31 protein-coding genes are annotated in these 25,082 nt (G+C 65.0%); 7 read left to right on the forward strand and 24 right to left on the reverse strand.

Annotated features, from left to right (window positions below; translation table 11 throughout):
* Positions 1–26: 26 nt before the first annotated feature.
* From SC1_RS02105 to SC1_RS02205, 21 genes are all read right to left on the reverse strand, one after another.
* Positions 27–1,682 (reverse strand): SDR family oxidoreductase, encoded by a 1,656-nt coding sequence (locus SC1_RS02105; RefSeq protein ID WP_062176956.1) that lies wholly within the window; start codon positions 1,680–1,682, stop codon positions 27–29.
* The gene (locus tag SC1_RS02110; protein ID WP_062176958.1) at positions 1,679–2,086 is read right to left on the reverse strand and encodes a thiol-disulfide oxidoreductase DCC family protein; all 408 of its coding nucleotides are present in this window, start codon (positions 2,084–2,086) and stop codon (positions 1,679–1,681) included. The genes SC1_RS02105 and SC1_RS02110 overlap by 4 nt, the downstream gene beginning before the upstream one ends.
* Positions 2,079–2,747, reverse strand: coding sequence for a DUF4166 domain-containing protein (locus SC1_RS02115; RefSeq protein ID WP_238586535.1), 669 nt, complete (start codon positions 2,745–2,747; stop codon positions 2,079–2,081). The genes SC1_RS02110 and SC1_RS02115 overlap by 8 nt, the downstream gene beginning before the upstream one ends.
* Before the next feature lie 10 nt (positions 2,748–2,757).
* Complete coding sequence (locus SC1_RS02120; protein WP_062176960.1) at positions 2,758–3,333, reverse strand: GbsR/MarR family transcriptional regulator; 576 nt, start codon at positions 3,331–3,333, stop codon at positions 2,758–2,760.
* A gap of 557 nt (positions 3,334–3,890) precedes the next feature.
* On the reverse strand, positions 3,891–4,313 hold the full coding sequence (gene rplQ / locus SC1_RS02125; RefSeq protein WP_062176961.1) for a 50S ribosomal protein L17: 423 nt from the start codon (positions 4,311–4,313) through the stop codon (positions 3,891–3,893).
* 115 nt (positions 4,314–4,428) lie between these two features.
* The gene (locus SC1_RS02130; protein WP_062176963.1) at positions 4,429–5,487 is read right to left on the reverse strand and encodes a DNA-directed RNA polymerase subunit alpha; all 1,059 of its coding nucleotides are present in this window, start codon (positions 5,485–5,487) and stop codon (positions 4,429–4,431) included.
* Between the two features lie 106 nt (positions 5,488–5,593).
* Positions 5,594–5,983, reverse strand: coding sequence for a 30S ribosomal protein S11 (gene rpsK / locus SC1_RS02135; protein WP_003040416.1), 390 nt, complete (start codon positions 5,981–5,983; stop codon positions 5,594–5,596).
* A gap of 103 nt (positions 5,984–6,086) precedes the next feature.
* Positions 6,087–6,455, reverse strand: a complete 369-nt coding sequence (gene rpsM / locus SC1_RS02140; RefSeq protein ID WP_062176965.1) for a 30S ribosomal protein S13 — start codon at positions 6,453–6,455, stop codon at positions 6,087–6,089.
* Between the two features lie 200 nt (positions 6,456–6,655).
* Complete coding sequence (locus SC1_RS02145; protein WP_062176968.1) at positions 6,656–7,447, reverse strand: 3'(2'),5'-bisphosphate nucleotidase CysQ; 792 nt, start codon at positions 7,445–7,447, stop codon at positions 6,656–6,658.
* Positions 7,448–7,458: 11 nt separating this feature from the next.
* A complete protein-coding gene (locus SC1_RS02150; RefSeq protein WP_062176971.1) occupies positions 7,459–8,802 on the reverse strand; it encodes a TldD/PmbA family protein in 1,344 nt (447 codons plus the stop codon).
* A gap of 163 nt (positions 8,803–8,965) precedes the next feature.
* Positions 8,966–9,364, reverse strand: coding sequence for a hypothetical protein (locus tag SC1_RS02155; protein WP_062176974.1), 399 nt, complete (start codon positions 9,362–9,364; stop codon positions 8,966–8,968).
* Between the two features lie 216 nt (positions 9,365–9,580).
* Positions 9,581–10,186 (reverse strand): hypothetical protein, encoded by a 606-nt coding sequence (locus SC1_RS02160; protein WP_062176977.1) that lies wholly within the window; start codon positions 10,184–10,186, stop codon positions 9,581–9,583.
* 79 nt (positions 10,187–10,265) lie between these two features.
* Positions 10,266–10,796 carry a demethoxyubiquinone hydroxylase family protein gene (locus SC1_RS02165; RefSeq protein WP_062176980.1) on the reverse strand — a complete coding sequence of 177 codons (531 nt, stop codon included), beginning with the start codon at positions 10,794–10,796 and terminating at the stop codon, positions 10,266–10,268.
* The gene (locus tag SC1_RS02170; RefSeq protein ID WP_062176984.1) at positions 10,793–11,275 is read right to left on the reverse strand and encodes a disulfide bond formation protein B; all 483 of its coding nucleotides are present in this window, start codon (positions 11,273–11,275) and stop codon (positions 10,793–10,795) included. The genes SC1_RS02165 and SC1_RS02170 overlap by 4 nt, the downstream gene beginning before the upstream one ends.
* 13 nt (positions 11,276–11,288) lie before the next feature.
* On the reverse strand, positions 11,289–12,689 hold the full coding sequence (locus tag SC1_RS02175; protein WP_062176986.1) for a S41 family peptidase: 1,401 nt from the start codon (positions 12,687–12,689) through the stop codon (positions 11,289–11,291).
* Between the two features lie 134 nt (positions 12,690–12,823).
* On the reverse strand, positions 12,824–14,038 hold the full coding sequence (locus SC1_RS02180) for a murein hydrolase activator EnvC (protein ID WP_062176988.1): 1,215 nt from the start codon (positions 14,036–14,038) through the stop codon (positions 12,824–12,826).
* Entirely contained in the window at positions 14,035–14,463 is a 429-nt protein-coding gene (locus tag SC1_RS02185) for a 23S rRNA (pseudouridine(1915)-N(3))-methyltransferase RlmH (RefSeq protein ID WP_062176991.1), read from the reverse strand. The genes SC1_RS02180 and SC1_RS02185 overlap by 4 nt, the downstream gene beginning before the upstream one ends.
* A gap of 33 nt (positions 14,464–14,496) precedes the next feature.
* Positions 14,497–14,907, reverse strand: coding sequence for a ribosome silencing factor (gene rsfS / locus SC1_RS02190; RefSeq protein ID WP_083435627.1), 411 nt, complete (start codon positions 14,905–14,907; stop codon positions 14,497–14,499).
* On the reverse strand, positions 14,904–15,557 hold the full coding sequence (locus tag SC1_RS02195) for a nicotinate-nucleotide adenylyltransferase (protein WP_062176994.1): 654 nt from the start codon (positions 15,555–15,557) through the stop codon (positions 14,904–14,906). The genes rsfS and SC1_RS02195 overlap by 4 nt, the downstream gene beginning before the upstream one ends.
* On the reverse strand, positions 15,554–15,832 hold the full coding sequence (locus SC1_RS02200; RefSeq protein ID WP_202966773.1) for a hypothetical protein: 279 nt from the start codon (positions 15,830–15,832) through the stop codon (positions 15,554–15,556). Before SC1_RS02200 ends, SC1_RS02195 begins: the two co-directional genes overlap by 4 nt.
* Positions 15,833–15,897: 65 nt before the next feature.
* The gene (locus SC1_RS02205) at positions 15,898–17,184 is read right to left on the reverse strand and encodes a glutamate-5-semialdehyde dehydrogenase (protein ID WP_083435628.1); all 1,287 of its coding nucleotides are present in this window, start codon (positions 17,182–17,184) and stop codon (positions 15,898–15,900) included.
* 79 nt (positions 17,185–17,263) lie between these two features.
* Between SC1_RS02205 and SC1_RS02210 the strand changes: the two genes are divergently transcribed.
* Both SC1_RS02210 and SC1_RS02215 read left to right on the forward strand, forming a co-directional pair.
* Positions 17,264–18,400 carry a DUF3667 domain-containing protein gene (locus SC1_RS02210; protein WP_062183395.1) on the forward strand — a complete coding sequence of 379 codons (1,137 nt, stop codon included), beginning with the start codon at positions 17,264–17,266 and terminating at the stop codon, positions 18,398–18,400.
* Between the two features lie 55 nt (positions 18,401–18,455).
* Positions 18,456–20,087: an alkaline phosphatase gene (locus SC1_RS02215; RefSeq protein WP_062177000.1), complete on the forward strand. Its 1,632-nt coding sequence runs from the start codon at positions 18,456–18,458 to the stop codon at positions 20,085–20,087.
* On the opposite strand, the gene SC1_RS02220 is transcribed toward SC1_RS02215, so the two are convergent.
* A complete protein-coding gene (locus SC1_RS02220; protein ID WP_062177003.1) occupies positions 20,072–20,974 on the reverse strand; it encodes a TolB family protein in 903 nt (300 codons plus the stop codon). The two genes, SC1_RS02215 and SC1_RS02220, sit on opposite strands and share 16 nt — an antisense overlap.
* 62 nt (positions 20,975–21,036) lie before the next feature.
* Between SC1_RS02220 and SC1_RS02225 the strand changes: the two genes are divergently transcribed.
* Complete coding sequence (locus tag SC1_RS02225; protein ID WP_238586536.1) at positions 21,037–21,507, forward strand: Lrp/AsnC family transcriptional regulator; 471 nt, start codon at positions 21,037–21,039, stop codon at positions 21,505–21,507.
* Positions 21,508–21,516: 9 nt separating this feature from the next.
* On the opposite strand, the gene SC1_RS02230 is transcribed toward SC1_RS02225, so the two are convergent.
* Positions 21,517–21,885 carry a RidA family protein gene (locus SC1_RS02230; protein ID WP_062177009.1) on the reverse strand — a complete coding sequence of 123 codons (369 nt, stop codon included), beginning with the start codon at positions 21,883–21,885 and terminating at the stop codon, positions 21,517–21,519.
* Positions 21,886–22,118: 233 nt separating this feature from the next.
* Between SC1_RS02230 and SC1_RS02235 the strand changes: the two genes are divergently transcribed.
* Genes SC1_RS02235 through SC1_RS02245 form a run of 3 tightly spaced genes read left to right on the forward strand, consistent with a single transcriptional unit; the run spans position 22,119 to position 23,102 of the window.
* On the forward strand, positions 22,119–22,445 hold the full coding sequence (locus SC1_RS02235) for a helix-turn-helix transcriptional regulator (RefSeq protein WP_062177012.1): 327 nt from the start codon (positions 22,119–22,121) through the stop codon (positions 22,443–22,445).
* A complete protein-coding gene (locus tag SC1_RS02240; protein WP_062177016.1) occupies positions 22,442–22,867 on the forward strand; it encodes an SRPBCC domain-containing protein in 426 nt (141 codons plus the stop codon). Before SC1_RS02235 ends, SC1_RS02240 begins: the two co-directional genes overlap by 4 nt.
* A gap of 19 nt (positions 22,868–22,886) precedes the next feature.
* Positions 22,887–23,102, forward strand: a complete 216-nt coding sequence (locus SC1_RS02245; RefSeq protein WP_062177019.1) for a hypothetical protein — start codon at positions 22,887–22,889, stop codon at positions 23,100–23,102.
* 4 nt (positions 23,103–23,106) lie between these two features.
* Here the strand turns inward: SC1_RS02245 and SC1_RS02250 are convergent, their stop codons facing one another.
* Positions 23,107–24,030 (reverse strand): crotonase/enoyl-CoA hydratase family protein, encoded by a 924-nt coding sequence (locus tag SC1_RS02250; RefSeq protein ID WP_062177022.1) that lies wholly within the window; start codon positions 24,028–24,030, stop codon positions 23,107–23,109.
* A 208-nt stretch (positions 24,031–24,238) separates the two neighbouring features.
* Between SC1_RS02250 and purC the strand changes: the two genes are divergently transcribed.
* Positions 24,239–25,018 (forward strand): phosphoribosylaminoimidazolesuccinocarboxamide synthase, encoded by a 780-nt coding sequence (gene purC / locus SC1_RS02255; protein ID WP_062177026.1) that lies wholly within the window; start codon positions 24,239–24,241, stop codon positions 25,016–25,018.
* Positions 25,019–25,082 lie beyond the last annotated feature (64 nt).

Genomic DNA, 25,082 nt, shown 5'->3' on the forward strand with positions numbered 1-25,082 from the left:
AGACGGGCAAGGGGATTTGATACCCGTCAGACGGGTTCGAGCGATCCGCGATAGGCGACGATCAATCCGACAAGCGGCGCAGAGATTTCCACGTCAAAGAAGAACCGGCCATCGGCTTCCGCCTCAAAACTCGTGCCGTCCGGCATCAGCCAGCGCGGCATGGGAATGCCAAAGGCCGACCATCGGCGCGGGACGAGATAGAGGCGCTCATCCCGGGTCACGAGCGCCATGGCAAAGGACAGGGGACCGAAGCGTTCGACGAGCAGATAGTCGCTTCGTCCGGTTCCGCGCGACTGCAGCGACGAAAAGCGCTTGCCGCCGAAATCGCGGCTCCAGCGCTCGCCCCCCTCTTCGGCGGTGAAAGCGACCGTGACCGGCACGCTTGCCGCGGCTTTGGGGAAACCGATGATGGCGGCGGCAAGGCGCGCGAGCAGCCCCGTGCCGCGGCGGACTTCCGCATGGCCTTGCCACCGGCGTTCGGCCTTGCTTCCGTGCAGCGACCGAAGCTGCGGCGGCAGGGTGTCGAAGGCAGCTCCGAGTATCTGACGATAGAGCGGGGCGCCCGCTTCTTCGCTGCGAAACCCGGTGTGGATCGAGCGGCCGTCGAAAAGCGCGTCATAGTCGGCCAGCGTCAGCGCATCGACGCTGGATCGCGCGCCCGCGGCCGGGCGGTCGCCGGTGCGCAGTTTGCGGACGATCGCCTCGATCGCCATCGAAGGAATATAGGGGCCGTCATCGCCCTCGGCCAAAAGATGCCAACTCCGCTCCGCCGGCCGGTCGTCGACCAGACCGCGCGCGCGGATGAACATGCCACCGCGATGCTCGCCGAAACGCATGCGGTTGAGCACTGCATAGAAAAGTCGAGAAAACGGCTCGAACGAGGGCAGGTGAAAACGCGCGCGCGTTTTGGCGAGAAGGTTCAGGATGCGGTGCAGGATTTCGGGCACCGGCCCGGCGCCCATCCAGATGTCCGTAATCGCAGGCCATGCGCGCGGAATGAGTTGGAGATCGGGGACGTCGACGAGCGAGAAATGAATGTTCCTGAGCGGCAACCGGCCGGGGACTGCGACGGTATAGCGCAGACTCTCGGCCAGGCCGATGCCATGGCCGTCCCGACCGCCGCGCCGCAATTTAACCGGCGCGCCGGCATAGCCGACGACCGCGCGCATCACGTTGAGCCCGATTCCTGCAAAAGGCGAGGGCGCGATCCCGCCTTCGACGGTGCGGATGTCCATCGTCTTTGCCATCTCGCGCAGCACCGCCCCGGTAAGTGCGGGAAAGCTGCTGACGCCCGTCAGGATGAAGATATCGGCGGCCTTTGCCTGTGCATCGAAGCGATCGATGCCGAAGACGAAATCGGCGCCATCGGCAAAGTCGAGATAGTCGGTCTTTGCCGCGATGCAGGCTTCGACGACGCGATAACGGTCGGCGCCATAGTCCTGAAAAGGCCCCGACGCATCGACGACGAGGTCGGGCAGGAGATCGTCCAGCGCGCCGGCGATATCGCGCCGGTCGAGCGCGTGCGGATGGACGCGCGCGGCGCCACGATAGGCCGCGCAGAAGCGTTCCGCGCGGGCGAGGTCGCGGCCGCAGATCAGCAGGTCGAGGTCGGGCAAATCGGCGAGCAGTTCGGCAAGGCGGCCGCCGAACACGCCATAGCCCCCGAGGATCAATATCTTCATGGCAATATCCTGCTGCGATATTCGGGCGGGGCGATCCAACAGGACGTGCGTCTTCCGAACAGCCGGTAACGATTGCGCGCGATCCATCGGTAAACCGGATCGCGGAGCAACGCGGGAACGAGGCGTAAAAGCGAAAATAGCCGCCAGGGCCGGCCGAGCCCTTCGTAAATCGCCAGAACCGCATCGCTATCGCGCCGCACGCGCGCGTCTTTGATCACGAGAATGGTCGTCGGATCGTTCGGATCGAGACCGTGTTCGCGGCATAATGCGCGGCCCGCCTCGCCCTGGATCGACGCAAGGCGGAACCGTGCGGACTTGTCGTGGCGCAGGACGAATTGCGCATTGGCCGAGCACAGCACGCATTCGGCATCGAACAGGATGATCGGGCCGGCTTGGTCAGGCATCGCGGAACAGCCCGTGCTGGTTGAGGAGTTCGCCAAGCTGCGGATGCGTGACCTTGAGATCGAAGGCGAAAAGGCCGCTGCCCAGATGCTGGTGCGTCACGACGGTCGTGCCGGGGGAGAGCCAGCCGGGGATGCGGAACCGAAGTCCCGCCGCCTGCCAGAAATAATGATCGGACGTAAAGATCAGCGCGTCGGCCTCGGCGCGGACGGCAAGCGCCATGCCGAAGCCGCCACCGATATGTTCCTCCAGCCCCGTCGGTCCCGCAAAGCTTTTTGCACTATGGATGACTTGCGGGTGGCCACGGGCGCGACCGTAGAGTCGCGTCCAGCATTGGCCGCCGCTTTTGCGGTCTTCGCTGACGGCGACGGCGGCAGGTGCGGGGCCGCTGCGGCTGGTCGGCAAGGGCGCGCCGATCAACCGGCAGAACTGTGCGAGCAACCATCCGGCGCGCGAAAGGCGCGTCCAGACAATCTCGCCGCGATAGGTCGCGACCGCCGTGCCGGAGAGGCGCTTGCTGAAGCGTTGACGGACATCATGGGGGAGTGCGTCCCATGCAGCGCGCGGAACGAGGCGGCGGAAGCGATCGTCGGACAGCGCCTCGCCACTTTCGCACGCGGCGGGTTCCCGTGCGTCGATCATCCGCTTTGCCGTGCCGCGCATCGCTGGCCTCCTATCCGGCGTCCTTGCCCTTGCCCGGGCGCCAGTTGATCAGCTTGGTCACCCCGGCGCCGAGTTTGATGAGCCGCATCAGTGCAGGTTTGGGCACGCTCAGCATCTCGTCGTGCCAGCGCCCCATCGTCGTGACGAAATCGAGCATGTCGGCGAGCCGCGCCTTGGCTTCGCCGCTCAATTGTGGGTCATCCGCCGCGCGGGCGACACACGCTTTCAGCGCCGCTTCGGCGGGGTCGACCTCCCGCGCCTTGCGCCCCGCGGCGATGCGCGTGACCATTTCCCAGATGTCCTTCTCGGCCGTGAAATGGTCGCGCCGGTCGCCGAGCAGCGGAACGCGTTCGATCAGCCGCCAGCCGAGCAGCTCCTTGATCGAATTGGAAACATTGGAACGTGCCAGCCCAAGCATTTCTGCGATTTCTTCGGCATGGAGCGGGCGGTCGGAGATGAACAATAGCGCGTGGATCTGCGCCACCGAGCGGTTGACGCCCCACTGGTTGCCAAGATTGCCCCAGTGAAGGATGAACTCGGTCGCGGCCGGGGAAAGCTTCGACAGGTTTTCGGTAATTTCTGTCATGACAGAAATATCGGACATAGGGGATAGGAAGTCAAGTACCGGCGGGCGGGTTTCGACCGGTTGCGGCCCTTTCCATCATCGTTACCCTCGAACGCGACACGTGGCTCGTTCGACTTGATCCGGGGTCCCGCGTGAAGTTGAAGCCAGTGGGCGCCTCAAGAAGCGGGATCCCGGGTCAAGCCCGGGATGACGAGGTTCGGGTAATGACCGATTGCTGCCGTTGCAGGTGTGTGCCCCGGCGAAGGCCGGGGTCCAGAGCGCAACGAGCAGAGGTCGGCTCTCTGAAGCCCTGGGCCCCGGCCTTCGCCGGGGTGCGCAAATGGGAAACGACCGGTTGCCGACCAATCCTTTTTCGTCACCCCGGACTGGATCCGGGGTCCCGCTTGAAATCGAAGCCAGTGAGTGCGTCAAAAAGCGGGATCCCGGGTCAAGCCCGGGATGACGGAAGCGGGGGACGGGATGCCCGCTTTCCAACCCAAAGCCGACACCGCGGCCATGAAAAAGGGCGGCCATCCTTTCGGATGCCGCCCTTGATCTCGTTTCGCTGAAAGCGCGTTTTACGCGGCTTCCACCTCGTCGTCATACTGCTCGACGGGGCCCGAATCCTGGCCCTTGGCGTCGACGTCGCGGTCGACGAATTCGATGACCGCCATCGGTGCCGCGTCCGAGGCGCGGATGCCGGCCTTGATGATGCGGGTGTAACCGCCGTTGCGGTCCTTGTAGCGCTCGGCGAGGACGTCGAACAGCTTCTTGAGCTGCGTGTCGTCGAGAAGGCGGCTGTTCGCGAGGCGACGGTTGGCAAGGCCACCGCGCTTGGCGAGCGTCACCAGCTTTTCGACGTAGGGACGCAGTTCCTTCGCCTTGGCGACGGTCGTCGTGATCTGCTCATGCTTGATGAGCGATGCCGACATGTTGCGGAAAAGGGCGGTGCGATGCGCGCTCGTGCGCTGAAGCTTCCGGCCACCTGATTTATGACGCATATCTTTGTCCTTCGTTTGTCAGAGGGGCCGTTCAAGGTACCCCAAGCCAGGTCGATTTGCGGGCCGACCCATTCCCGTTGTGACGGCGCCCCGGCGAACCGGGGCGCTATCTCGATTAGCCCAGCAGCTCTTGTTCGAGCTTCTTGGCCATTTCTTCGATGTTCTCCGGCGGCCAGCCGGGGATGTCCATGCCGAGGCGAAGACCCATCGACGACAGCACTTCCTTGATTTCATTCAAGGACTTGCGGCCAAAGTTCGGGGTGCGAAGCATTTCGGCTTCGGTCTTCTGAACGAGATCACCGATGTAGATGATGTTGTCGTTCTTGAGGCAGTTGGCCGAACGGACCGACAGTTCGAGCTCGTCGACCTTCTTGAGAAGGAAGCGGTTGAGCTGGTTGACGTCCGATTCGTCGGCAGTGGCCGACGGAGCCGCCATGCCGATGAGACCGCTGTCGTTCATCGCTTCTTCGAAGTGGACGAAGACCTGGAGCTGGTCCTGGAGGATGCGCGCGGCATAAGCGACGGCGTCTTCCGGGGTGATCGTGCCGTCGGTTTCGACGGTCAGGTTCAGCTTGTCATAGTCCAGTTCCTGACCGATGCGGGCATTGTCGACCTTGTAGGCGACCTGGCGCACCGGCGAGTAGAGCGAGTCGACCGGGATCAGGCCGATCGGCGCGTCGATCGGACGGTTTGCGGTCGCGGGGACGTAACCCTTGCCGGTGTCGGCAACGAGTTCCATGTTCAGCGTCGCACCATCGTCGAGGTGGCAGATGATGTGGTTGGGGTTCATCACCTTGATGTCGCCCGAAACCATGATGTCGCCGGCCTTGACGGTCGCGGGACCGGTCGCCGAAAGCTGAAGACGCTTCGGGCCTTCGCCTTCCATCTTGAGCGCGATCTGCTTCACGTTGAGGACGATGTCGGTGACATCTTCACGCACGCCGGCCAGGCTCGAGAATTCGTGCAGGACGTTCTCGATCTTGATCGACGTGATAGCCGCACCCTGGAGCGACGAAAGCAGCACGCGGCGCAGCGCGTTGCCAAGCGTCAGGCCAAAGCCGCGCTCGAGCGGTTCGGCGACGAAGGTCGCCTTGCGCTTGCCGTCGCTGCCAGCCTTGATTTCCAGGTTGCTGGGCTTCTTCAATTCCTGCCAGTTCCGGATATTGACAGTCATGGATTTCCCTTTGCTTTGGGCGGGACGGGCGGGGGTCGGCTGCCTGTCCAGCGAGGATTTTTATGCGGGCGGCGCCCCGGCGGTGAGGCGCGCCCGAAAAAAGACGTCAGACGCGGCGGCGCTTGGCCGGGCGGACGCCATTGTGCGGGATCGGCGTCACGTCGCGGATCGACGTGATGTGGAACCCGACAGCCTGCAGCGCGCGGAGAGCTGATTCACGACCGGCGCCCGGGCCCTTCACTTCGACTTCCAGCGTACGGACGCCATGTTCGGCGGCCTTCTTGCCGGCGTCTTCGGCGCAAACCTGCGCCGCATACGGGGTCGACTTGCGGCTGCCCTTGAAGCCCATCATGCCGGCGCTCGACCAGGCAATCGCGTTGCCCTGTGCGTCGGTGATGGTGATCATCGTGTTGTTGAAGGTCGCGTTGACGTGGGCGACGCCCGACGAGATGTTTTTGCGTTCGCGCCGACGAAGGCGCTGCGGTTCACGAGCCATGATATATTCCTAACCTAAATCCTGAACGGCCGGTGGCGGGCGATGCGCCGCTGCCCCGGCAGGGGGAAACAAGGAAGCGCGCCCAGATGGACGCGCTCAAACCTTATTTCTTCTTACCGGCGATCGCCTTGGCCTTGCCCTTGCGGGTGCGCGCATTGGTGTGCGTGCGCTGGCCACGGACCGGAAGGCCCTTGCGATGACGCAGGCCGCGATAGCAGGCGAGGTCCATCAGGCGCTTGATGTTCATCGCCGTGTTGCGGCGAAGGTCACCCTCGACCGTGTGGTCGGCGTCGATCGTTTCACGGATCTGCAGCACTTCGGCGTCGGACAGGTCCTGTACGCGGCGCGTATGGTCGATGCCCAGCTTGTCGGCGATGTCGATCGCGCTCTTGCGGCCGATGCCGTGGATATAGGTGAGCGCGATGATCACGCGCTTGTTGGTGGGCAAGTTGACGCCCGCGATACGTGCCATTGGTAACTTTCTCCTGCTCCACAGGGTCGCAGGCAAACGACCCCATCTCAAAGCGTCTGAATTTCCAACGCAAAAAACGGACCACGATGCGCATGAGGGCGCTTCGCCGTCCGGTCAGGCTGTCGGAATGATCGCGCAGTTAGGGTGAGTCGCCCCGAAAGTCAAGTGAACTGCGGTGGATTGCGTGTCGGAACGGGTGCTCACGAATGCGATGTAAGGGCGACCGCCCGATCGCGCAAGCGGTCGACGACCGCCGCATGAATCCCGGGCGCGCAGGCGATGACACCAAAGGCTTGCGCGCGGGGCGTATTGAACTTCAGGGGCTCGCCGAACGCGTCGGTGACGGTCGCGCCCGCCTCGCTGGCGATCAGCGCGGCGGCCGCGACGTCCCACTCGAACCCCCAGCGCAGCGTCGCGACCAGATCGGCGCGATCGTCGGCGACGAGTGCCATGCGCAGCGCGATGCTGTTCGGTTTGGTCACGATGACCAGATCGCTGTCGACCTTGGGCAGCGCGTCGGCGGGAACACGCGATCCCGGAAACCGCGTGCGTTGGCTGGCGTGCAGGGTCTCGCCGTTCAGCAAAGCTCCCTGACCCTTTTGCGCTACCCATAATTCGTCGAGGGCAGGGGCATAGAGAATGCCGAATTCGGGCGTGCCGTCGATCACGAGCGCGACCGACACGCACCAGCCGGGGCGGCCGCGGATGAAATCGCGCGTGCCGTCGATCGGGTCGACGCACCACATCGCACGGCACGACAGGCGGGCTTCGTTGTCGGCGGTCTCTTCCGAGAGCCATCCCGCCTCGGGCACCATCGCGCCCAGCACCGCTTTCAGCCGTGCGTCGACCGCCAGATCGACGTCGCTGACCGGATTGTCGTGCGATTTGTTCCAGACGTTGACGGCTTGCCCCTCGCCGCGCCAGCGCGCCATCGCCATGTCGCCGACTTCGCGGGTCGCGGCGATCGCGGCTTCGAGGTTGCGGCCGGGCATCGGCGCCGGTCCTAGCTCGACGCGACGGTCATGCCGTCGATGCGCAACGTCGGCGCGTTGGTGCCGTGCCGGAATTCAAGGTCGTTCGCCGGGATAAGTGCGGCGAACATATCGATAAGATTGCTCGCGATGGTGAACTCGGCGATCGGCCCGGCGAGCGCGCCGTCCCTGATCAGGAAGCCCGATGCGCCGCGGCTGTAGTCGCCGGTGACCGGGTTGACGCCCTGACCGATCAACTCGGTGATATAGACGCCCTCGGCGATGCCTTCCATCAGTGCCGCGGGGGTCGCGCTGCCCGCCGCGAGATGCAGGTTGCTTGCGCCGACCCCCGACGCGCCGCCGCCACGGCTCGCGTGGCCGGTCGGGGCCAAGCCAAGCTGCTTGGCCGATGCGGTGTCGAGCAGCCAGCCGGTGATCCTGCCATCGGCGACGAGATCGCGTGCCGCGGTCGGCAGGCCCTCGCCGTCGAAGGCCCGGCTGCGCAGGCCGCGCGGACGATGGGGTTCGTCGCGGATGACGATGCTGCTGTCGAACAGCTTCTGATCTTCCTTGCCCAGCAGGAAGCTCGTCCCGCGTGCGATTGCGGGTCCGGCGATCGCGCCGAGCAGGTGTCCGACGATGCCGCCGCTGATGCGCGGGTCGAGCAGGACCGGAAGCTTGCCGTTCGGGGCCTTGCCGGGATTAAGCCGCGCGACGGCACGCGTGCCAGCGCGCGCGCCGATCTCTGCGGCGCTTTCGAGGTCGGTGAGGTAGTGCGCGCTGTGCCAGCCATAGTCGCGCTGCATGCCTGCGCCTTCGCCCGCGATGACGCTTGCCGACAGGCTGTGGCCGCTCGATCCATAGCCGCCGGCAAAGCCGTGGCTGGTGGCGAGAGCGAAGCGCGTGCGGCTGTGGCTGGCGCTGCCGCCTTCGCTGTTGGTGACGCCGGCGACAGCGCGCGCGGCTTCCTCGACCGCCAGGGCGGCTTCGCGCAGCGCGGCCGGGTCGGCTTCGCTGCCGTCATCGAGGTCGAAATCGGGGGTGGCACCCTTGAACAGCAATTCTTCGGGCGCGAGACCGGAATAGGGGTCCTCGGGGGCTTCGCGTGCCATCGCGACGCAGCGTTCGACCAGCTTGGCAAGTTCGCCCGCGTCCATGTCGGCGGTCGACACGCTCGCGCTGCGCTGGCCAACGAAGACGCGCAGCGAAATATCCTGCCCTTCGGACCGCTCGACATCCTCAAGCGCGCCGAGCCGCATCGAGACCGACGTCGCGGCGTTGCAATAATAGAGCGCGTCGGCGGCATCGGCGCCGGCCTTGGTCGCGGCGTCGCACAGCATCTTTGCGCGGTCGAGGGCTTCGGAAACGGTCAGCATCCCCGCGCCCTATACGGCACGCGGGCAAGGGTCAAAATAAAGTCACCAAACCCGTCAGCCTGAACCCTTCGACAGGCTCAGTGCAGGCTCGAGCCGAAATCCATTTCGGCGGCAAAGTCTTGGCCCCCGGATCAAGTCCGGGGTGACGGTGACAAGGAAAAGCTTATTTGATGATCGCAGCGAGCGCGTCGGTTGCGGCGATTGCGCCGCTGGTCCACAGGAAGGGCAGCGTCAGCGCGGCGATCCAAAGGCGGCGGACGTCGCGGCGGAAGCGCGCATGAAGGCCCCAGCTTGCGAGTGCCTGCCGGCTCAGCCGATACCAGTGCCGTTCGGTGGACCGCGCCACGGGAAGCGCGAGCGCGACCAGCATGATCAGCGCGACGACGATGAAGGCCGACGACGCTCCGGCAGCGACGGCGCTCATCACGAGCCAGATCTGAAGAGCGGCAAAGGCGAGGAGGGCAGCAGCGGCATGCCAGGTCATTCGGCGACCGAGACTCCGTGCCGGCGGCACGCTGACGGTCGTGCGCCTCCACAGGCGCGGTCCAAAAGTTGATGCCATGTTACAGCCCCCTTAGGCTGGCGATTCCCAGAACCGCACGTTTTGCCTCAAAAATTCCCAAGTCAAGACACTCTGCCAGCGATTCGTTAATTTTTGCACTCAGTTCGGCGCGGATTCGCAACTGAATCGCGCTAAGCCGCAAAAATGCTACATTTCTGGCAGGATGGCCGCCCCTTTTGGGGCGGTGGAGCGGGGTTTATTGCTAAGGGGGGAAGATCAGCGTTTCGGCGGGGTCGGCAGCGGCTGCGCGTCGGCTTCGTCGGGGGCGGTCGGCGCGGGGGCCTGGCCGCTGGCCTGCCGTTCGAGTTCTTCGGCCGCCTTCTGCCGTTCGGCGAGCGCGCGCTCTTCGGCGACGACGGCGGCTTCGACTTCGTCCGCCGCGGCGTCGATGCCCGCGATGCGCTTGGCGCGTTCGTCGGCGATCATTGCCTGCCAGTCGGTCTTGTTCGCCGCCTGACGTTCGGCCTTCGCACCCGCGACCAGCGCCTGCGTACAGCCGGTAAAGCCGCCCAGTCCGGTCGGCGAGCAGCTATCGGTGCCGAAACGGCCGACGCGTTCGAGTGCGACGACCTTGTTCGCCCAGGCCTCGTTACGCACGTCGAGCGGATTGCCGCGGAGCATTTCGGGAACGCGATAGCGTTCGGTCTCGGGCAGGCGGTTACAGACGACGATTTCGTCGGGGCTCGACTGTTCGCACTTGTCGTTGCCGTAAACGATGACCTGGTTGATCTTTTCGGCATCGACCGTCTGCTGCTGCGCCGCGGCGGGCATGGCGGCAGCACTGCCGGCGAGGATCAGCGCGAACAGGGGGAGGCGGGTCATCTCGATCTTCCTTTGTCAATTTGGTGCGGCTTGGCACCGCGACCCTGCATCCGTCATGAACGGTGCGGGCCCTTATGTATCAGATACGTTTCGACAGCGCGATGGCTGCACGGCAACCGGCGCGGATCGCGAGGCTGAGAACGGGGTAACCCGGGGCGCTCTCGGCGCCCGCAGCGAGGGCGGCTTCCTTATGCTCGAGCTCTTCGGCGCGGAAATCCTCGACCGCTGCACTGAGTTCGGGGTCGCTGTCGCCAAGCTCGTCGAGCTGATGCTGATAATGGCGGTCGATTTCGGTCTCGACCGCTGCTGTGCAAGCCATTGCGGCGCGGGGGCCCATCGCGGCGGTTACCGCGCCGAGCGCAAAGCCCGCGACATTCCAGAAGGGCTGGAGCGCGGTGGGGCGAACCCCCCGCTCGGCGATCATGGCATCGAAGAATTTACGGTGTCGTTCTTCCTGCTCGGCCATATGTGCGATTTCGCGGGCCATCGGATGGCGGTCGCCCATCACCGCGAGCTGGCCGGCGTAGATGCGCGTCGCGCCATATTCGCCCGCCTGGTCGACGCGGATCATCGATGCGTTTTTTCCGGCGCTGGAGTTTTTTGGGCTCATGCCGCCGATGTGGTCTTCCGGCGCAGCAAGGTCAAGACGAGTGCCGCCGCGCAAGCCGAGAAGATCGCGTTGAAACCCGCGAGCGAGATGCCCAGCAGCGTCCATTGCGCGGTGTCGCAGCGGATCAGCGGGGCGTTCATGATCGAATCGAGCGACACGGGGCCGCTGGCGCCGGTCGCGCAGGTCGTGATGCCTTCCCAGAAGCCATATTCGACCCCGGCATGGAAAATGCCGATCGCGCCGCTGACGGCAATTGCGACGGCCGCCAGCAGGGTGAGCGCGCGCATCGCCTTGTCATTGCTGCGGAGCAACAGCGCGAGCAGCGCCAGCACGATCGCCGCCTGATGCGGCCAACGCTGCCAGTAGCACATCTCGCAAGGGTGCAGGCCAAAGCCATATTGCGATACGAGCGCGCCGCCATAGAGCAGCAGCGGCGCGAGGAACGCGACGAAGGGCGCGGCGAGGCGCGATTTCAGCATGTCCGCACGTCCCTTAGTTGCGCGCGGTGGGCTTGGCGGCGGGCTTCACCGGGGCCTTTCCGCTTTGCGCCATGCGCGGCGTGGCCGCGTTGATCCGTCCGATCGTCTGCAGCGCATAGTGAAGCTGGAAGTCCTCGATGCCCTTTTCCTTAAGCTCGGCGGCGGTCGCGGTGAAGCGCGGGTCGGCCTTTTCGTCCTTTTCGAGCAGGCCGTTGTCGACCTTTTTCTCGTTGATCAGGTGACGGCGCAGGTCGCTTTCGCGGAACTTCGGACGCGAGGCATAGTCGGGGTCCGAAATCTGCGGCACGCGGATATCAGGCTCGATACCGCCTTCCTGTACGCTGCGACCCGACGGCGTGTAGTAGCGCGCGGTGGTCAGGCGGAGCGCGGTGGTGTCGGTCAGCGGCAAGACGGTCTGCACCGATCCCTTGCCGAAGCTGCGTTCGCCCATCACGACCGCACGATGCTGGTCCTGCAGCGCGCCCGCGACGATTTCGGACGCCGAGGCCGAGCCCGAGTCGATCAGCACGACGACCGGCGCACCGCCGGCCAGATCGCCGGGTTCGGCGAAATAGCGTTCGATATCGCCCTTTTTGCGGCCGCGCTGCGAAACGATCTCGCCGCGTTCGAGGAACAGGTCGCTGATACCGACGGCTTCGTCCAGCAACCCGCCCGGGTTCGAGCGGAGGTCGAGGATCCAGCCGCGCGGTTTCTTGCCGAGCGATTTTTCGACCGCCATCATCGCGGCCTTGAGGTCGGTCGTCGCGTCAGCCGAGAAGCTGGAGACGGTGAGCACGCCGACATCGCCGCTGACTTCCCATTTCACGGGCTTCAGGTCGATGATTTCGCGCGTCAGCGACATCTCGATCGGCTTGTCCTGACCTTCGCGAACGACGGTGACGTCGATCTTGGTTCCGGGCTTGCCGCGCATCTGTTCGACCGCCTCGTCCAAAGTCAGGCCGAAGATCAGTTCCTTGTTGATATGCGTGATATAGTCGCCCGCCTTGATTCCCGCCCTGGCGGCCGGGGTGTCGGCGGTCGGCGCGATGACCTTGACCACGCCGTCTTCCATCGTCACCGACAGGCCGAGCCCGCCATATTCGCCGTCTGTCTGGGTGCGCAGGTTCGAAAAGCCGCGCGCGTCGAGATAACCCGAATGCGGATCGAGGCTGGCGAGCATGCCGTTGATTGCGCCCTCGATCAGCTTCGAATCGTCGACCTGTTCGACATAGTTGGATTTGACCTCGAGATAGACGTCCATGAAGCGCGAAATTTCTTCCTGCGTCTTCGAATCGACGGTTGCCATCGCGCCGGTCGCCAGCGGGACGAGCGCCAGCGTCGAGAGCGCGGCAGCGCCCTGCCACAGGGCGAAACGGCGCCGGGGAGACGAGGTGGTCTTGGTCGATTCGGTCATGGGCGTCTTTCAGTCACGCGAGAGCAATCCCGCCTTATAATCCCCAGCGCGCCATCCTCCTACGCAAATCTGCGGGCGTCAAGCACGGCATCGCTCTACCGAAATGCAGCATAATGGGCGATTAACGCCGCGGGTCAGCCGATCATCGCGACGATATCGACCGGACGCCCGGCGCGACGCAGCTCGACGGTGATGCGGCTGTCGTCGGATCCCGCGCGGCCGACCGGCGCGCCGGCATCGAGCGTGTCGCCAACCCCGACCGACAGCGCGATCATGCCGGTCAGCAACGACACCCAGCCGCCGCCATGGTCGATGATCACGATCTTGCCATAGCCGCGATAGTCGCCTGCAAAGCTGACGCGGCCGGGCGCTGGGGCGACGACCTGCCCACCCGGACGCGCGGCGATGGTGACACCGCGCGATCGCACGCCGCTTTCATTGACTTCCCCCAGTCCCGCGACGATGCGTCCGACGACGGGCAAGCGATAGGCGCCCTGGGCAAGGTCGGCCTCTGCCTCCGCCGGGGGCGCTGCATTCACGATGCTGCCTTCCGGATTGCGTGGACGCGGCAGCGGGCCCGCGAGCTGCGCAAGCTCGGCGCGAACCGCACTGTCGGCTTCGAGAGAGTCCATCAGGTCGACAATATCGCGCGCCTTCTCACCAAGCCCCAATGCGCGGTCGGCCTCTAGCTGCGCGCTGCTCATCAGCTCGCGCGAGCGCAGCCGGCCTTCATTTTCGAGCCGCGTCAGCGCATCGCGGCGCTGTGCGAGTTGCGCCTTGCTGGCCGAGAGCGACTTCAGCGCTACGGCCTGTTGCCGTCGCACCGTCTGCAGCATCGCGAGTTCGTGCCGCGCGCCGGCGGTCCGGCGCTCGATCACCGGCATCGCGGCGTCGATCACGGCGCGTGCGTGCACCATGTCGGTAAGCGAGCCGGGCTGCGCGAGCACGCTCACCGGCGGCTGGCGGCTGAGTTGCTGGAGCGAGGCGGCGAGTTCGAGCAGGGGCTGTTGTTGCTGAGCAAGCCGGGCGCGCTGTGCCGACAGGCGGCGGGTGACGAGCGCGACGCGCGCTTCGCCCGCGCTGATATCAGCCTCGGCAGACTGGATGCGCGCGGCGAGCGCGGCGCTACGCTTTTTCAGCCGGTCGGCTTCACTGTTCGCCGCCACGGCCTGTCGTTCGAGCAGCGCGCTGCGCGCCATAGCGGCCGCCGATTGCTGCTTGGCATCGATCAACTGCGTACGCTCGCGCGCGGCGATCGCTTGCGGATCGAAAATGTCGCTCTGCGCCAGCGCGAGCGCCCCGCCCGCGAACACGCCCGCCATCGCGATGGCTGAAAGGGCGCGCCTCATTGGCGACCCTCGCGGTGATAGGGGTGGCCGGCGACGATGCTCGTCGCGCGCCACAATTGTTCGGCGAGCATCGCGCGCGCCATCAGATGCGGCCAGGTCGCGCGGCCAAAGGCAATGACCTTGTCGGCGCCCTCGCGCTCCTCGGGTGTGAAACCGTCGGCAGCGCCGAGGCAAAAGCGTGCCTCGCGGACGCCACCATCGCGCCATTTTTCGAGCAGTCTCGCGAATTCGAGCGACGACATCTGGTCGCCCCCCTCGTCGAGCAGGACAGTGCGGCTGTTGTCGGCGGCAGCTGGCATGCGGCCGCCCGTATCGGGAAGCTCCGAAATTTTCTGCGCCCAGGTCACGCGCTTCATATAGCGCTCGACCAGCTCGGCCTCGGGCCCGCGCCCGATGCGCCCGCGCGCGATGATGTGCAGCAACATGAGCGTCCGCCTAGCCGGTAGGCGGGGCGGACGTCAATTTGCGGCGGCAACCGGCGGCGCGTCGCCGAACGACCACATGCGTTCGAGGTTGTAGAAGCTACGGACCTCGGGGCGGAACAGGTGGACGATGACGTCGCCCGCATCGAGCAGCACCCAATCGGCATTGGGCAGTCCCTCGACGCGAACCTGGCGGCCCGCTTCCTGCTTGATACGCTGCGCAAGTTTCTCGGCGATGGCCGAGACATGGCGCGTCGACCGGCCGCTCGCGATCACCATATGATCGGCGATGCTGCTTTTACCGGCAAGCGGGATGGAGATGGTTTCCTGGGCCTGGTCCTCATCCAGTTGGTGGAGGATCAGCGCGTGGAGCGTATCCACGCTGGCGTCCGAAGACTTTTGGGCGGATGCGGCGCCATTGGCGGCATCCTGGGTTGCGGAGATCAAATGCGTCCTTTCCTGTTCGTGTCCACAAGCCGCGAACGCGTTAGCGGGTCGCGCATTGCGCGGCCTTCATAGCGTTCGAACCAGCGGGGGTTGGCCTGCCGTATCGCAGTTGCGGATCGCACATCGGGCGAAAATCGCAGGAACACGAGGGCGGGCGGTCTCCAGTCCGTCCAATGCAATTTCTGGTCCACGGGCCGGACGAAGCGCCGAAGCCAACCCATCGCACGTCTTGCATGGGCGCGGTCATTATAGCCCGGACGCGCGATAACCGCAATCGGCATGAGTCGGGCGATCCCCCGCCAGTCGCGCCATTGGGGCAGTTGGACCAGATTGTCGGCCCCCATGATCCAGATGAACTGCCGGTTCGGGTAACGCCGGACGAGCTTTTTGAGCGTATCGATCGTGTAGCGCGTGCCGAGTTCGGCCTCGATTGCCGTCGCCCGAATCGGCGACCGCTGCGCCATGTGCTGCGCCGAACCGAGGCGCGCAGGGAGTGACGCCATTCCCACCTTGGGCTTCAGCGGATTGCCGGGAGAGACCAGCCACCAGAGCTCGTCGAGCCCCAGCGCATCGATCGCATTCAAACTGATCGCGCGATGGCCGCCATGCGCCGGATTGAAGCTGCCGCCGAGGAGGCCGGTGGGGATCATTCGGGGAATGATTTCACCACTCGGATATGGCCGACGATCGCTTCATTGAACGCAGGCAATTTTTCCGCCGGAATCCAGTATTCTTCATGTGCGTGCCCGCCCGCTTGCTCGATCTTGTAGCCGGCGAGATAGTCGGTCGCGACGTCGAACTCGGTGACAAAACCGGATCCCGACGCGGGGACGTTCCAGTCACGAGCGATTTTCACCGCATAGTCGAATGTGGTGACCGGATAGAAAATCGGTTGTTCGGGAAGCCTTGGCGGGAACTCGCGCATGCCGCTGGCGGCGATCAGCGCGAGTTCCTTGGGGCCGACGGGACGCCACAGGCGTTTGGTCGCCGTCAACGCCGGACCTGCCCCGTCCCACGTACCAACCATTTATAGGTCGTCAGCCCTTCGAGCGCGACGGGCCCGCGGGCGTGGAGGCGGCCGGTGGCGATGCCGATTTCGGCGCCGAGGCCGAATTCACCGCCGTCGGCGAATTGCGTCGAGGCATTGTGCATCACGATCGCGCTGTCGACGCCGGTGAGGAAACGCTCGGCGGTCGCGGCATCCTCGGTGACGATCGCGTCGGTGTGCTTGCTCGAATGCGCGTCGATATGTGCTAGTGCGCCGGAAAGTCCGTCGACCATGGCGATCGATACGATCGCGTCGAGATATTCGGTGTCCCAGTCGCCGGCCGATGCGGCGTCGACATGCGGGCTCAGCGCCTCGACGGCCTTGTCGCCGCGCACTTCGCAACCCGCCTGCACCAATGCCTCGATGATGGCGAGCGGTGCGGGATAGGCGCGGTCGATCAGGATCGTCTCGGTCGCGCCGCAGACGCCGGTGCGGCGCATCTTGGCGTTGACCGCAAGCTCGACCGCTTTTGCGGGATCGGCGGCGCCGTCGATATACAGGTGGTTGATCCCGTCGAGATGCGCGAGCACGGGCACGCGCGCCTCGTCCTGCACGCGCGCGACGAGGCCCTTGCCGCCGCGCGGGATGATGATGTCGATCAGTCCCTGCGCGCGAAGCATCGCGCCAACCGCAGCGCGGTCCTGCGTCGGGACGAGCTGCACCGCATCGGCGGGCAGCCCAACCTCGACCAGCCCCGCCGCGAACGCCGCGTGGATCGCGCGGTTCGAATGCGCTGCCTCGCTGCCGCCGCGCAGGATCACGGCGTTGCCGGACATCAGCCCGAGCGCCGCCGCATCGGCGGTCACATTGGGGCGGCTTTCATAGATGATGCCGACAACGCCGAGCGGCACGCGCACGCGACTCAGCACCAGACCGTTAGGCCGCGTCACGCGGTCGATCTCGGCGCCCGAGGGGTCGGGCAGCGCCGCAACATCGTCGATCGCATCTGCAATAGAGCCCAGCCGTCCATCGTCGAGCCGCAGCCGGTCGAGCATCGCGCCGGACAGGCCGTTCTTTTGTCCAGCGGCCATGTCTTCGGCATTGGCGGCCAGAATGTCGGCCGCCCGCGCACGAATTTGCGATGCCGCAGCAACCAGTCCCGCGGCCTTGTTCGCCGTCGGCGCGAGCGCGAGCGCTTTCGACGCGGCGCGCGCACGCGCGCCCATGTCGGCGATCAGGGCGACGGCATCGCCGGGCATCGGCGGGGCGGTGAGGGCTTCGGCGTTCATGGCGCTGCCACTATCACGCTTTGCACGGGCCGCGAAAGTCCCGTTGCGTGCCGCCGCGCGCGCCTTTAGGCAGGGCGTCATGAGCGGGGATATTGAAGGCATCGGGGCGGCGGTGACCGCCGGTTTGGCGGGGCATACGGTCGAGCCAGGGCACGGTGGTGCCGCGCACGGCCAAGCGCCGCTGCGCTGTCTGAATTGCGGCACCAGCCTAGCGGGCTCGCATTGCCATCATTGCGGACAGCGCGCGGACGTGCATCGCAGTTTCAGCGCGATCGGACACGACCTCGTCCACGCGATCTTTCATTTCGAAGGCAAGATCTGGAATACGCTGCCACTCCTCAGTTGGCGGCCCGGCGACCTGACGCGTCGCTATATCCACGGTGAACGCGCGCGCTTCATCTCGCCGCTCGCGCTGTTCCTGTTCGCCGTCTTTCTGACCTATGCGGTGCTCGCGATGGTCGGCAGCGGCGGCGGGGTCGGCGAGGGGTTGAGCAAGGCGGCGGCCGAACAGACGCGCACGACCGCGATCAAGGACAGTATGCAGGCCGAGGTCGACCGGGTCGACGCCGAGCTGGTCCGGAAGGACCTGTCCGCCGACAAGCGCCGGGAGTTGGAGACCGAACGCGATGTGCTGCAAAAAAGCGCCGACTATCTTGGCGTTGCGCGCAGCCGCAGCAAGACCGAACGCGCTGCCGATCGCGCCGCGGGGCCGCCCGTCCTCGAAAACCCCGTCACGCAGGTGAAGACGAGCGCCGATTTCATTTCGCAGAACAAGATCGATACCGGGGTGCCGTTCATCGATCACGGGCTGAAGAAGGCGTTCGCGAACCCCGCGCTCGTCCTCTATAAATTGCAGGCGAACGCCTATAAATTCGCCTGGGCGCTGATCCCGCTGTCGCTGCCGTTCATGTGGTTGCTCTTTCCTTTCAGCCGGCGCTTTCACACCTATGACCATTTCGTTTTCGTCACCTACTCGATCAGCTTCATGCTGCTCCTCTTCGTCGTCGTGCGCCTGCTGAACCTAACGATCATTGGCGATGTCGCGACTTTCTTTGCGATGCTCTATGTGCCCTTCCATATGTATCGCCAGCTTCGCGGCGCCTATCGCTCGTCGCGCTTCGGATCGCTTGTGCGCGCAGCGCTGCTGCTCTTTTTCAGCCTGTTTTCGGTAATCTGGTTCATGCTTCTGCTGCTCGCGCTCGGGATCAGCGGATAGGCGCGAATCTGTAACAAAGACGCGCCACAGACCCGGCGACGCGGGAGGATATGCGATGCATCAGCTGTGGAACGAAATCGATCGCCGTTTGCTCATCAAGCTTGGCACGGCGGGGCTTGCCGCGCTGTCGCTGCCCGGCGCGGCACAGGCGGCGATGGCGCAGGGCTTTACCCACGGCGTCGCAAGCGGAGAGCCGGGCGCGCATTCGGTGCTGTTGTGGACGCGCTATGCGGCGGCGAATGACACAAGGCTGACCGTCGAACTGTCGGAAAGTGAGGATTTTTCAAGGGTCGTCGCGGGCGGCAGCGTCGTGGCGGCGGGCGAACGCGATCATACCGCAAAGCTGGTCGTCGAGGGGCTCAAGCCCGGCCGCTGGTATCATTATCGCTTCGTCGCCCCCGATGGCACCAAGTCGGTGACCGGCCGCACGCGCACCCTGCCGCAGGGATCGACCAAGGCGTTCAACCTTGCGCTCTTTTCCTGTTCGAACATGCCGTTCGGCTGGTTCACCGCCTATGGCCATGCCGCGGCGCGCGGCGACATCGACCTTGTCGCGCATGTCGGCGATTATCTCTACGAGTATAAGGCGGGCGACTATCCGTCAGCAAAAGAGGCGCTTCCGGGGCGCGAGATCCAGCCCGCGCACGAGATCGTCGCGCTTGCCGATTATCGGCTGCGCTATGCCGCCTATCGTGCCGACCCCGACCTCCAGAAGTTGCACCAGATGTTTCCGATGATCGCGCAATGGGACGATCATGAATTCGCGAACGACGTCTGGAAGGGCGGCGCCGAAAATCACAATGAGGGTGAGGGCGAATGGCCCGCGCGCATGGCCGCCGCCGAGCGCGCCTATCGCGAATGGATGCCCGTCGCCGACAAGCGCTGGCGCCAATATCAGGTCGGCGACCTCGCGACGATCTTCCTTCCCGAAACGCGCGTGACGGCGCGCGACCGGCAATTCGAAATTGACGAGATCGTCACAGGGGGCGGCGATGCCGCGGCGAAGCTTAAGCAGTTTGCCGAAACCGGCTATCGCGACCCCGCGCGCCAGATGCTCGGCGCCGAACAGGAGAAATGGCTGTTCGACGGGCTCGCGGTTTCGACCAAGGCGGGTACGCGCTGGCAGGTCTGCGCTCAACAGGTCGTGATGGGCACGCTGTTCACTCCGCCCGAGACACGCGACTGGTTCGCGGGTGAACAGCCTGACTATGTCCGCCGGCGGGTGGAAACCGGTCAGCTGGCGGCGAAGGCGGGCTTGCCGCTCAACCTCGACGCATGGGATGGTTATCCCGCCGCGCGCAGCCGCTTGCTCGCCGCCGCGCAGCGTGCCGACGCCGACCTCGTCACGCTGACGGGCGACACGCACAACGCCTGGGCCTTCGACCTCGCCGAGGATGGCCGGCCGGCGGGGATCGAGATCGCGGGACAGAGCGTCACGTCGCCGGGCTATGAAAGCTATATCCGCGGCGTTTCCGACGAAACGCGCGTCGCGGCGCTGCGCCGGGCGTCGCCGCAACTCAAATGGGCGAATACTGCAGATCGGGGCTATGTGACTGTCCAATTCGCACCCGAGCGAGTGACGGCAAACTGGCACAGCGTCGAAACGATCCGGGCGCGTTCGCTCGCGCTGAAGGGCACGCACAGCATGACGGCAGATCGCGGGCGGCGCGTCTATAACGCCGCCTGATCGCGGCAGTCGGATGGCCACGACCGGTCTGGTTCAGGCACCAGATCGATGACGAACATCTCGCCCGAACGGTCGCCGTATCGCTGCGCAAAGAGTAGCCGATCGCCTGTCGGCGACAGCAATGGACCGACCTGAAACTGGTCAAGATCGGCCGGAATGCGACCGACTTCGACCCAGCGATCGCCTTCGCGGCGGAAGCGATAGAGATGCGACCGGTCGCCGCGGTCGGACACGGCGATCATCGTCCGCCCGTCGCGCGAAATCTCCGCCTCATATTCATAACCGCCCGCGCTGACCGGCGGGCCGAGATTTTCGACCTTCCATTCGCCGGGCCGGACTTCGGTTGCGACATAGATGTCACCGCCGCCCGCGCTGCCCGCGCGGCTCGATCCGAAATAGAGGCGGCCGGCGGCGTCGGCGCGCGGGAGGAGCTCTGCCTCGGGCGAGTTGACGGGTTCGGGCAGGCGCTGCGGTTCGCCCCAGCCGCCCTCGGTGGTATGCTCGACATACCATATGTCGAAGTCCTCCTTCGCGGGCGCATGGCGCGACGAGATATAATAGAGCCGCTTTCCGTCGGGGGTGACGAACGGATCGGCCTCGATCACCGGCGACGGCATGGCGAAGGTCGGCGGCGCAGGTTTTCCCCAAGCGCCGTTTTCACAGCGCGACTGCATCAGCCGGTAGTTTCGGAAATCCTTGTCCGCCGCAAGGTACAGCATCGTCCGGCCGTCCGGCGTGAAGGTTGGCGAGGATTCATAGCCGGGCCCCGAGATGGCAGCGGGAGTCCACAGCGTCGCGCTAGCCGGTCCGGGCGTATCCGCGGCGGCGGTGCACCCGGCAAGCACCGTAAGGCAGAGGAGGGGCGGCGCGCGGTTGGCAAACGGCATGGACTTTCTCTCCGGCAAGACGCTAGCAGAAGCATTGAGGATCTTTGCCCGAGTGCAGGTGCTTGGCCATCGTCCGATCGGCGGCGGCGGCGCCGAAAGGGCGGCGGGGAGAGGATATGGACGCGATCGACCGACAAATTGTGGCGATGCTGCGCGACAATGCCCGCCTGCCGCTGAAGACGATCGCGGCGACCGTCGGGCTGGCGCGCAGTTCGGTTCGCGAGCGATTGTCGAAGCTGGAGGCCGCGGGAACGATCGGCGGATATCACGCGCGCATCGTCGATGAAGGCGGGATCGCGGCGATCCTGCAACTGCGGCTCGCGCGCACGCCCTCGCCGGAGATCGTTGCGGCGGTGACAGGGATGGCGGAGGTTGCGCGCTGCTATTCGCTGAGCGGCGAGATCGATCTGCTCGTTGAAATCGCGGCGGCGGACTCGGCGCAGCTCAACGCCGCGCGCGACCGGATTGCGCTGATCGCAGGGGTGGAGGATACGACGACCGCGCTGATTCTGAAACGCGACAAGGATCGCTGACGGGCTCGGCTAAACGGCCGCGATCGCTTCGATCTCAAGCAACCACGCCGCATCGTAGATGTCGGCGATGATGATCGTCAGCGCGGGCGAATGACCGCCCAGCACGTCGTGCCGCACCTTGTAGTTCGCTTCGCGATAGCGGCGGTCCGACAGGAATACGGTGACCTTGACGAGGTCCTGCAAATTCATCCCCGCAGCGAGGAGCTGTTTTTCGACGTTGCGCCAGACCAGCCGGCACTGATCCTCGAACGCCGCCGGCACCTCCTCCTTCGCATCGACGGGAATTTGGCCGCTGACGAACAGCCATCGCGTCGGGTTTTCGACAAGATGCGCCTGCGCGTAGGAGACGCCGGTGGGATTGATCGCGCGATTGGGCATGGGGGACCTCGTCATTCGGATGGACGGGACGACTATCCCCGCCAGCACCCCGGCACAGACCGAGCGACGCGAGGAGTGACGGAGAGGGGCGTCCGATATGTTCACCACCGCATCTAACGTGAAGGCGATGGTACGCTCCAGCGTCCGATCGGCGGCCCGCCCGGCATAACGACGGCGCTTGACACTCATAACCATATGGTTATTGGAAACGCATAGCCAGAGAGTTATGAATTATGACCGACACATCGCCCGACCTTCTTTTCAAGGCACTCGCCGATCCCAGCCGGCGTGCGCTGTTCGAGCGGCTTTGCCTGGGCGGCGAACAGACGGTCGGCGCACTTACCGCCGGCGCGGGCATATCGCAGCCCGCGGTTTCGAAGCATCTCGGCATTCTCAAACAGGCGGGGCTGGTGGAGGGCCGGGAGGAGGGGCGCCAAACGCATTACAGCGCCCAGCAACGCGCGCTCGCGCCGCTCGTCGACTGGACCGGGCGCATGAACCGCTTCTGGGAAGCGCGGTTCGACGATCTCGAAGATTTGCTCAAAAGGATGGATCAATGACCGATACCGACGTGCGTAGCGTGACCGTGGAGCGTGAAATCCCGCATCCGCCCGAAAAGATCTGGCGCGCGCTGACGACGCAGCATCTGATCGAGGAATGGCTGATGAAAAACGACTTCGGCCTCGATCTCGGCCATCGTTTTCAGTTGCGCGGCGACTGGGGCAATGTCGATTGTGAGATACTCGACGTCGAGCCCGGCCGCAGCCTCTCCTACACATGGAACTACGCGCACGACGACCCGGCCTACCGGCTTGATAGCACCGTGACATTCACGCTCGAACCGACGGCCGCTGGCACCTTGCTCCGCATGGAACAGGTCGGTTTCCGCCCCGATCAGAAGCAGGCGTTCGGCGGTGCCAAGGGTGGCTGGAAGATTCACCTCGAAAATCTCGAGAAGGTGGTCGCGGGCCTCGGCGCATAATCGAAACAGGGAGATAGTTATGAACTGGAGTCTGTGGATCCGGCAGTTTCACCGCTGGGTATCGATTATCTTTTCGGCGATCGTGCTAGCGATTTTCGTCATGCTGGGGGCGGGGCAAGAGCCCGCCCAATGGGTCTATTATTTGCCGCTGCCGCCGCTGTTCCTGCTGATATTCTCCGGGCTCTACATGTTCTTCCGGCCCTATTTCAGGAAGCGCGGCAGCGCAGCGGGCTGAACTCTCAGCTATAGGGCGGCGTGTCCTCGAACTCGGCGAACCACGGATAATCGTTCGCGACGCTGACGGTGAAGTTCGCGGGGCGCTTCTCAAGGAAGCTCGACACGCCCTCGGCGGCATCGGCGCTGCGCCCGCGCGCGAAGATCGCGCGGCTGTCCCAGCGATGCGCGCTCATCGGGTGCGGCGCGCCAAGCATCCGCCACAGCATGTGGCGGGTGAGGGCGACCGATACCGGCGCGCTGTGCTCGGTGAGTTCGCGCGCCTTGGCGATCGCGGCGTCGATGAGTTCGCCGGGGGCGTGCACCGACTGGACGAGGCCCTTGTCATGCGCCTCGGCGGCGTCGATCAGCCGCCCCGAATAGCACCAGTCGACCGCGTTTTGGATGCCAACGAGGCGCGGCAGGAACCAGCTCGACGCCGCTTCGGGCACAATCCCGCGGCGGGCGAAAACGAAGCCATAGCGGGCGGTTTCGCTGGCGAGGCGCGCGTCCATCGACAGCGTCATCGTCGCGCCGATACCCACCGCGGCGCCATTGATCGCACCGAGCACGGGTTTTTTGCAGTCAAAGATGCGCATCGACACGCGGCCGCCCGAATCGCGGATCAGCGGGTGCGACCAGTCGATCGTGCCGTCTTCGGCAACGGGACTGGCCGACATGCCGTCGGGCAAGATTGCCTGCTTGTCGGTGCGCTTGTCATAATCGAAGGTCGCGGCACCTTGGCCCAGGTCGGCGCCGGCGCAATAGGCGCGGTCGCCCGATCCGGTGAAGATCACCGCGCGCACGCCATCGTCGGCGTCACATTCGTCGAGCGCCGCCACGATTTCGAGCATCATTTCGGTGGTGAAGGCGTTCATCCGGTCGGGCCGGTGCAGCGTCAGCAGCGCGATACCCTCATGCTTGTCGAGGCGAATCTGGTCGAAGCTCATCCATCTCTCTCCTTGGTTTGGCACAGCCTTGCAAGCGAGCGCCCCGAGCGCAAGCACTTTACGTAAACGTAAGGGGAGAGGGTGTCATGCCGGGGATGACGCGCCCGACCTTTGCCGCTATAGGGCGCCCAACCGCCCCGGCGCCGCGCCTCTGCCTGAGTCGCTTTGCCGGGGTCATTCATTTGGTTCCGACAGAAAGTTTGTGCCCATGGCCCGTCGCCGCCAGATCTACGAAGGCAAAGCCAAGATCCTTTACGAAGGCCCCGAACCGGGCACTTTGATTCAGTATTTCAAGGATGACGCGACTGCGTTCAACGCGCAGAAGCGCGGCACGATCAACGGCAAGGGCGTGCTCAACAACCGAATTTCTGAGCATGTGTTCACGCTGCTCGGCAATATCGGCGTGCCGACCCACTTCATCCGCCGCCTCAACATGCGCGAGCAGCTGATCCGCCAGGTAGAGATCGTGCCGATCGAAGTGATCGTGCGCAATGTCGCCGCGGGAACGCTGTCGAAGCGCCTCGGCATCGAGGAAGGGACGCAGCTTCCCCGCACCCTGATCGAATATTGCTACAAGGATGACGCGCTGGGCGATCCGCTCGTCGCCGAAGAGCATATCGCCTGCTTCAACTGGTGCAGCCAGGACGAGCTTCACGACATTCAGGACATGGCGATCCGCATCAACGACTTCATGTCGGGCATGTTCGCCGCGGTCGGCATCCGCCTCGTCGACTTCAAGCTCGAATTCGGCCGCCTTTATGAAGGCGACTTCAGCCGCATCATCCTCGCCGACGAGATCAGCCCTGACGGCTGCCGTCTGTGGGACATGACGACGAATGAAAAGCTCGACAAGGACCGCTTCCGCCGCGACCTTGGCGGCGAAGTCGAGGCCTATCAGGAAGTCGCGCGCCGGCTGGGTCTGATGCCCGAGGGCAGCGAGAATGCGGTGCTCGACCTTGAGAGCCATCGGAAGAAAAAGGGTAGCTGAGCTTCAACTCGCTCTCTAATCCCCGTTCGCATCGAGCGAAGTCGAGATGCCTCTCGGCCTGGCG

This window comes from Sphingopyxis sp. C-1 (assembly GCF_001047015.1).
Taxonomy (GTDB): domain Bacteria; phylum Pseudomonadota; class Alphaproteobacteria; order Sphingomonadales; family Sphingomonadaceae; genus Sphingopyxis.

What these genes read in the sequence shown, in the direction of transcription:
- SC1_RS02250 (WP_062177022.1), bottom strand. Translation starts at nt 24,030, where the DNA reads ATGAGCTTCGACCAGATTCGCCTCGACAAGCATGAGGGTATCGCGCTG.
- SC1_RS02240 (WP_062177016.1), top strand. Translation starts at nt 22,442, where the DNA reads ATGACCGATACCGACGTGCGTAGCGTGACCGTGGAGCGTGAAATCCCG.
- SC1_RS02120 (WP_062176960.1), bottom strand. Translation starts at nt 3,333, where the DNA reads ATGACAGAAATTACCGAAAACCTGTCGAAGCTTTCCCCGGCCGCGACC.
- SC1_RS02195 (WP_062176994.1), bottom strand. Translation starts at nt 15,557, where the DNA reads ATGATCCCCACCGGCCTCCTCGGCGGCAGCTTCAATCCGGCGCATGGC.
- SC1_RS02155 (WP_062176974.1), bottom strand. Translation starts at nt 9,364, where the DNA reads ATGGCATCAACTTTTGGACCGCGCCTGTGGAGGCGCACGACCGTCAGC.
- SC1_RS02180 (WP_062176988.1), bottom strand. Translation starts at nt 14,038, where the DNA reads ATGAGGCGCGCCCTTTCAGCCATCGCGATGGCGGGCGTGTTCGCGGGC.
- SC1_RS02185 (WP_062176991.1), bottom strand. Translation starts at nt 14,463, where the DNA reads ATGTTGCTGCACATCATCGCGCGCGGGCGCATCGGGCGCGGGCCCGAG.
- SC1_RS02170 (WP_062176984.1), bottom strand. Translation starts at nt 11,275, where the DNA reads ATGCTGAAATCGCGCCTCGCCGCGCCCTTCGTCGCGTTCCTCGCGCCG.
- SC1_RS02210 (WP_062183395.1), top strand. Translation starts at nt 17,264, where the DNA reads ATGAGCGGGGATATTGAAGGCATCGGGGCGGCGGTGACCGCCGGTTTG.
- SC1_RS02200 (WP_202966773.1), bottom strand. Translation starts at nt 15,832, where the DNA reads ATGCGCGAGTTCCCGCCAAGGCTTCCCGAACAACCGATTTTCTATCCG.
- SC1_RS02130 (WP_062176963.1), bottom strand. Translation starts at nt 5,487, where the DNA reads ATGACTGTCAATATCCGGAACTGGCAGGAATTGAAGAAGCCCAGCAAC.
- SC1_RS02105 (WP_062176956.1), bottom strand. Translation starts at nt 1,682, where the DNA reads ATGAAGATATTGATCCTCGGGGGCTATGGCGTGTTCGGCGGCCGCCTT.
- SC1_RS02215 (WP_062177000.1), top strand. Translation starts at nt 18,456, where the DNA reads ATGCATCAGCTGTGGAACGAAATCGATCGCCGTTTGCTCATCAAGCTT.
- SC1_RS02150 (WP_062176971.1), bottom strand. Translation starts at nt 8,802, where the DNA reads ATGCTGACCGTTTCCGAAGCCCTCGACCGCGCAAAGATGCTGTGCGAC.
- purC (WP_062177026.1), top strand. Translation starts at nt 24,239, where the DNA reads ATGGCCCGTCGCCGCCAGATCTACGAAGGCAAAGCCAAGATCCTTTAC.
- SC1_RS02145 (WP_062176968.1), bottom strand. Translation starts at nt 7,447, where the DNA reads ATGCCCGGCCGCAACCTCGAAGCCGCGATCGCCGCGACCCGCGAAGTC.
- SC1_RS02220 (WP_062177003.1), bottom strand. Translation starts at nt 20,974, where the DNA reads ATGCCGTTTGCCAACCGCGCGCCGCCCCTCCTCTGCCTTACGGTGCTT.
- rpsM (WP_062176965.1), bottom strand. Translation starts at nt 6,455, where the DNA reads ATGGCACGTATCGCGGGCGTCAACTTGCCCACCAACAAGCGCGTGATC.
- rplQ (WP_062176961.1), bottom strand. Translation starts at nt 4,313, where the DNA reads ATGCGTCATAAATCAGGTGGCCGGAAGCTTCAGCGCACGAGCGCGCAT.
- SC1_RS02115 (WP_238586535.1), bottom strand. Translation starts at nt 2,747, where the DNA reads ATGCGCGGCACGGCAAAGCGGATGATCGACGCACGGGAACCCGCCGCG.
- rpsK (WP_003040416.1), bottom strand. Translation starts at nt 5,983, where the DNA reads ATGGCTCGTGAACCGCAGCGCCTTCGTCGGCGCGAACGCAAAAACATC.
- SC1_RS02165 (WP_062176980.1), bottom strand. Translation starts at nt 10,796, where the DNA reads ATGAGCCCAAAAAACTCCAGCGCCGGAAAAAACGCATCGATGATCCGC.
- SC1_RS02175 (WP_062176986.1), bottom strand. Translation starts at nt 12,689, where the DNA reads ATGACCGAATCGACCAAGACCACCTCGTCTCCCCGGCGCCGTTTCGCC.
- SC1_RS02160 (WP_062176977.1), bottom strand. Translation starts at nt 10,186, where the DNA reads ATGACCCGCCTCCCCCTGTTCGCGCTGATCCTCGCCGGCAGTGCTGCC.
- SC1_RS02205 (WP_083435628.1), bottom strand. Translation starts at nt 17,184, where the DNA reads ATGAACGCCGAAGCCCTCACCGCCCCGCCGATGCCCGGCGATGCCGTC.
- SC1_RS02230 (WP_062177009.1), bottom strand. Translation starts at nt 21,885, where the DNA reads ATGCCCAATCGCGCGATCAATCCCACCGGCGTCTCCTACGCGCAGGCG.
- SC1_RS02245 (WP_062177019.1), top strand. Translation starts at nt 22,887, where the DNA reads ATGAACTGGAGTCTGTGGATCCGGCAGTTTCACCGCTGGGTATCGATT.
- SC1_RS02110 (WP_062176958.1), bottom strand. Translation starts at nt 2,086, where the DNA reads ATGCCTGACCAAGCCGGCCCGATCATCCTGTTCGATGCCGAATGCGTG.
- SC1_RS02235 (WP_062177012.1), top strand. Translation starts at nt 22,119, where the DNA reads ATGACCGACACATCGCCCGACCTTCTTTTCAAGGCACTCGCCGATCCC.